This window comes from Duncaniella sp., assembly GCF_029054785.1.
In the GTDB taxonomy this organism is placed as follows: Bacteria; Bacteroidota; Bacteroidia; order Bacteroidales; family Muribaculaceae; genus Duncaniella.
On sequence record NZ_JAIDEN010000008.1, the window covers coordinates 1 to 4,886 of the forward strand.

General features: G+C 54.9%; 3 protein-coding genes. All 3 read right to left on the bottom strand.

What is annotated here, in order from left to right:
• Positions 1-987, bottom strand: a 987-nt coding sequence (locus K2H17_RS00170) for an electron transfer flavoprotein subunit alpha/FixB family protein (protein WP_300130024.1), incomplete at its 3' end; no start/stop codon positions are given.
• 8 nt (positions 988-995) lie between these two features.
• Positions 996-1,868: an electron transfer flavoprotein subunit beta/FixA family protein gene (locus K2H17_RS00175; RefSeq protein ID WP_300130026.1), complete on the bottom strand. Its 873-nt coding sequence runs from the start codon at positions 1,866-1,868 to the stop codon at positions 996-998.
• Between the two features lie 39 nt (positions 1,869-1,907).
• Positions 1,908-4,886, bottom strand: a 2,979-nt coding sequence (purL, locus tag K2H17_RS00180; RefSeq protein WP_300130028.1) for a phosphoribosylformylglycinamidine synthase, incomplete at its 5' end; no start/stop codon positions are given.

The window sequence follows — 4,886 nt, forward strand, 5'->3', positions numbered from 1 at the left end:
CACAACATCCTCGACATTGCCGGTGATTACATAGTCGGCGATAGTGTTGATGGGGGCGTTGGGGTCGTTGTTGATTGATATGATAATCGAGCTGTCCTGCATGCCGGCGATGTGCTGGATCTGACCGGAGATACCGCAGGCGATGTAGAGCTTGGGACGGACGGTCACACCAGTCTGGCCAATCTGACGGGCATGTTCGGTGAAACCGGCATCGACAGCGGCGCGCGAGGCACCGACTTCTGCTCCAAGTGTGTCGGCCAGTTCGTGGAGAAGCTGGAAGTTTTCTTTGGAGCCGACACCGTAACCGCCGGCAACGATGATGGGGGAGTTCTTGATGTTGATTTTTGACTTCTCAATGTGGCGGTCGAGGATTTCAACAACAAAATCTTCGTCCGATACATATTTCTTGGCATCGAGTTCAACGACTTCTCCCTTATGGTTAGGATCGAAGATCTCTTTTTTCATGACACCCTCACGGACGGTTGCCATCTGCGGACGGCATTCCGGATTGACGATTGTCGCAACGATATTGCCGCCGAAAGCCGGACGGATCTGGAGAAGGAGGTCTTTGTATTCCTTGCCGGTCTTGGGATCGGTGTGGTCGCCGATTTCCAAAGAGGTACAGTCAGCGGTAAGACCGCTGTGGAGACATGAGCTGACACGGGGACCGAGGTCACGGCCGATGCAGGTGGCGCCCATGAGACAGGCCTGAGGCTTGATTTCGCGGAAGAGGTTGATGAGAACCGCCGAGTGGGGGTTGGAGGTGTAGGGATAGAGACGCTTGTCTGACACCTTGTAGAGGCGGTCGACTCCGTAGGGGAACACCTGTTCCTCAACACCTTCGAGATTGTCACCGACAACGATTGCTTCAAGCTTTACGCCGAGTCGGGAAGCAAGCACCCGGCCTTTGGTCAGAAGTTCAAGGCTCACGTCGGCCACGCGACCGTCCTCGAATTCGAGATATACTATTAAATTGTTCTGGTCCATAGTGCTGCTTATCCGATAGTATGGTTAGTGATGAGTTCCTTGATGAGATCTTCGATTTCAGCATCATTGTCGGTGAGCACACGGCAATCTTTTGCAGTGAAGACCACGTTCTCAATGGCTTTGACCTTTGTGGGCGAGCCGGGAAGGCCTATTTGAGCCGGATCGGCGTCGACATAGGCGGCACTCCACTCCTGAAGGTTCAGATAGGGGCGCTTTTCGAGCAGAGCTTTCTGTTCATCGCTGAGTTTGGCAGCTTCGCTCGGAGAGGCGGCATATTTGTATTTCTGGACTCTCATCGCATTGCGGGGGCGGCATGCGGGAGCAGATCCGTTGACAGTCACAACACAGGGCAGAGGAGCCTTGACGGTTTCAACTCCGTTTTCCAGACGGCGTTTCACGGTGACATAACCGTCTTTGAGATCGAGAATCTCTTCAGCGTATGTCACCTGGGGGATTCCGAGTTTTTCAGCTATCTGCGGGCCTACCTGGGCGGTATCGCCGTCGATGGCCTGGCGACCACCGAGTATGATGTCATATTTGCCGAATTTTTTTACAGCCTGGGCGAGAGAGTAGGATGTGGCGAGAGTGTCGGCGCCACCGAGAGCTCTGTCAGTAAGTACGATTCCACTGTCCGCACCGCGATAGATGGCTTCGCGGATGATTTCTGAAGCGCGGGGTAAGCCCATTGTAAGCAAAGTGATGGTCGAACCGGGATTTGCATCCTTGAGACGGAGCGCCTGTTCGAGGGCGTTCAAGTCTTCGGGATTGAAGATCGCCGGCAACGCTGCACGGTTGATTGTGCCATCTTCTTTCATTGCATCTTTGCCCACATTACGGGTGTCAGGCACCTGTTTGGCGAGCACGATGATGTTAAGACTCATAATTGGTTTGTTTAACTTATAGGGTTATTAGATTGGTAATTATTTCTTTGTTTTTTCCTCTACCCATTTGCGGGCGTTGATGAAGGCATCGATCCACGGAGTGATTTCATCGGCGCGACGGGTTGCAGGATAATAGCCACACTGCCAGGGGAAGATGGCGCGTTCGAGGTGGGGCATCATGGCGAGATGACGTCCGTCAGCCGAGCAGATGCCGGCAACCGATGCACGCGAGCCGTTGGGGTTGGCGGGGTAGGCGCTGTAATTGTATTTCGCAACAACGTTGTAGTCGCTCAGAGCCATCGGCAGGCTGAATTTGCCTTCGCCGTGAGCTACCCAGATGCCTAACTTGCTTCCTGAAAGCGATCCGAACATCACAGAGTTGTTGGCCGGGATGGTGACGCCGAGGAACTGTGATTCGAACTTGTGGCTGTCGTTGTGGAGCATGCGGGTCTTTTTGGGGTGCTCAGGATTGATGAGGCCGAGTTCGATCATGAGCTGGCAGCCGTTGCAGATACCCAGTGAGAGGGTGTCTTCGCGGGCGTAGAAGTTTTTGAGTGCTCGCTTGGCATTTTCGTTCCACTGGAAGCCGGATGCCCATCCCTTGGCAGAACCGAGAACGTCGGAGTTGGAGAAACCTCCGCAGAAGACGATCATGTTGACATCTTCCAGGGTCTCGCGGCCGCTCATAAGGTCGGTCATGTGGACGTCTTTCACGTCGAAGCCTGCAAGATAGAGCGAGTAGGCCATTTCGCGGTCACCGTTGACGCCCTTTTCGCGGATGATCGCGGCTTTGACGCGATCACCGTGGCCGTCGCGGCGGAGTGCGATGCCTCTTGATGCGAGTTTGCCGTCAAATCCGGCAGGCATGCGGTAGCGGATCGGCTGTTTCTTGTAGTTTTCGAAGCGGCTCTTGGCACATTTTTCTCCACTCTGAAGAGCATCCATGAGATAGCTTGTGTGGAACCATACATCGCGGAGGTAGTCGATTCCGAGCAGGCGCTGTGTGCCGTTATGGTTGATGATGAGGGTGCGTTCAGCGGTCGGTGCGCCGATATGGCAGAAGCGGACTCCGGCTTTGGTCAGAATTTCATCGACTGAGGCTGCTTTCGAGGCTTCAACCTGTGCGACAAGCGCCGGGTTTTCAGCGAAGAGAATTTTCACGAGATCTGTTTCGCCGAGTCCCTCAAAGCCGGTTGTGTCGAGTTCGACACCACCGTCGGTGTTGGCGAATGTCATCTCAAGGAGGGTTGTCAGCAGACCTCCGGCAGATACGTCATGTGCAGCCATGAGCTTGCCGCGTTTAACCAGTGTCTGTACAGTCTCGAAGGCGGTAACAAACTTCTTGGTGTCGCAGACGGTCGGTGCATCCGAACCGAGTTTTCCCTGTGTCTGGGCCAATGCCGAGCCGCCGAGTTTGAGAGCGTCAGACGAGAAGTCTATATAATAAAGGATGGAACCTTTTTTACCGAGAACCGGGCTGAGGGTCTTGCGGACATCGCTTACTTCGCCGGCTGCGGAGATGATGACTGTGCCGGGGGCATAGACTTTGTCGGCTCCGTACTTCTGAGTCATTGACAGAGAGTCTTTGCCGGTGGGGATGTTCACGCCAAGCTCACAGGCAAATTCAGAGCAAGCCTCAACCGCACGGTAAAGAGCTGCGTCTTCGCCCGGATTCTTGCAAGGCCACATCCAGTTGGCGCTGAGTGAAAGGCCCTTGATGCCATCGGTGAGAGGAGTGGTTACGATGTTTGTCAGGGCTTCTGCCACAGCGACAACAGATCCTTTGGCTGAGTCGATCAGGGCTACCTGAGGCGCATGGCCGATAGAAGTGGCGATACCCTTTGTTCCTGAGTAGTCGAGTGCCACGACACCGCAGTCGCTCAGAGGAAGCTGGATCTCACCCTGGCACTGCTGACGTGCGATTTTGCCTGTGACCGAGCGGTCGACCTTGTTTGTGAGCCAGTCCTTGCAGGCAACAGCCTCAAGCGAGAGCACTGAGGTCGCATAACGTTCGATGTCTTCTTCGTTGTATTCGCCGTCAGTGTATCTGGTCTCGACAGTAGTGTCGGTCAGGGTTGTCTTGGGTGAGGATCCGAACATGTCTGACATACCGAGGTCGATAGGCTTCACTCCGTCTTTCTGCTCAAATACAAAACGGTGGTCGCCGGTGGTTTCTCCGACTACATACATCGGCGCGCGTTCGCGGTCTGCGATTGTGCGGACATATTCGATGTCTTCTTTCTTGAGCACCATGCCCATGCGCTCCTGGCTTTCATTGCCGATGATTTCTTTCGATGAAAGAGTCTTGTCGCCAACGGGGAGAGCGTTGATGTCAATGCGTCCTCCGGTTTCTTCCACGAGTTCAGAGAGGGCGTTGAGATGGCCGCCTGCACCGTGGTCATGAATTGAGACAATCGGGTTGTTGTCATTTTCAGCCAATGCGCGGATCACGTTTGAAACGCGTTTCTGCATTTCCGGATTGGCGCGCTGCACGGCGTTCAGCTCGATGCCTGATGCGTACTGGCCTGTTTCGACAGACGATACGGCACCGCCGCCCATGCCGATGCGGTAGTTGTCGCCACCCATCACAACAACAGCTTCGCCGGCTTCAGGCACACCCTTGATGGCGTCCTTGGCGGCTGCGTAGCCTACACCACCGGCAAGCATGATCACTTTGTCATAGGCATACATCTTGCCGTTTTCGTCATGCTCGAATGTCAGAAGCGAACCGCAGATGAGGGGCTGTCCGAATTTGTTGCCGAAGTCAGATGCACCGTTGGATGCCTTGATGAGAATTTCGGCAGGAGTCTGATAGAGCCATGCGCGGGGATTCATCATAAGCTCCCAGGGGGAATTTCCGAGGCGGGGATATGATGTCATATAGACTGCGGTACCGGCCAGCGGAAGACTGGCACGACCTCCGCCGAGACGGTCGCGGATCTCGCCGCCGCTACCTGTGGCAGCGCCGTTGAAAGGCTCCACGGGTGTGGGGAAGTTGTGAGTCTCGGCTTTGAGTGA

Coding starts and splice junctions, on each gene's coding strand:
- K2H17_RS00175 (WP_300130026.1), bottom strand. CDS start 1,868: ATGAGTCTTAACATCATCGTGCTCGCCAAACAGGTGCCTGACACCCGT.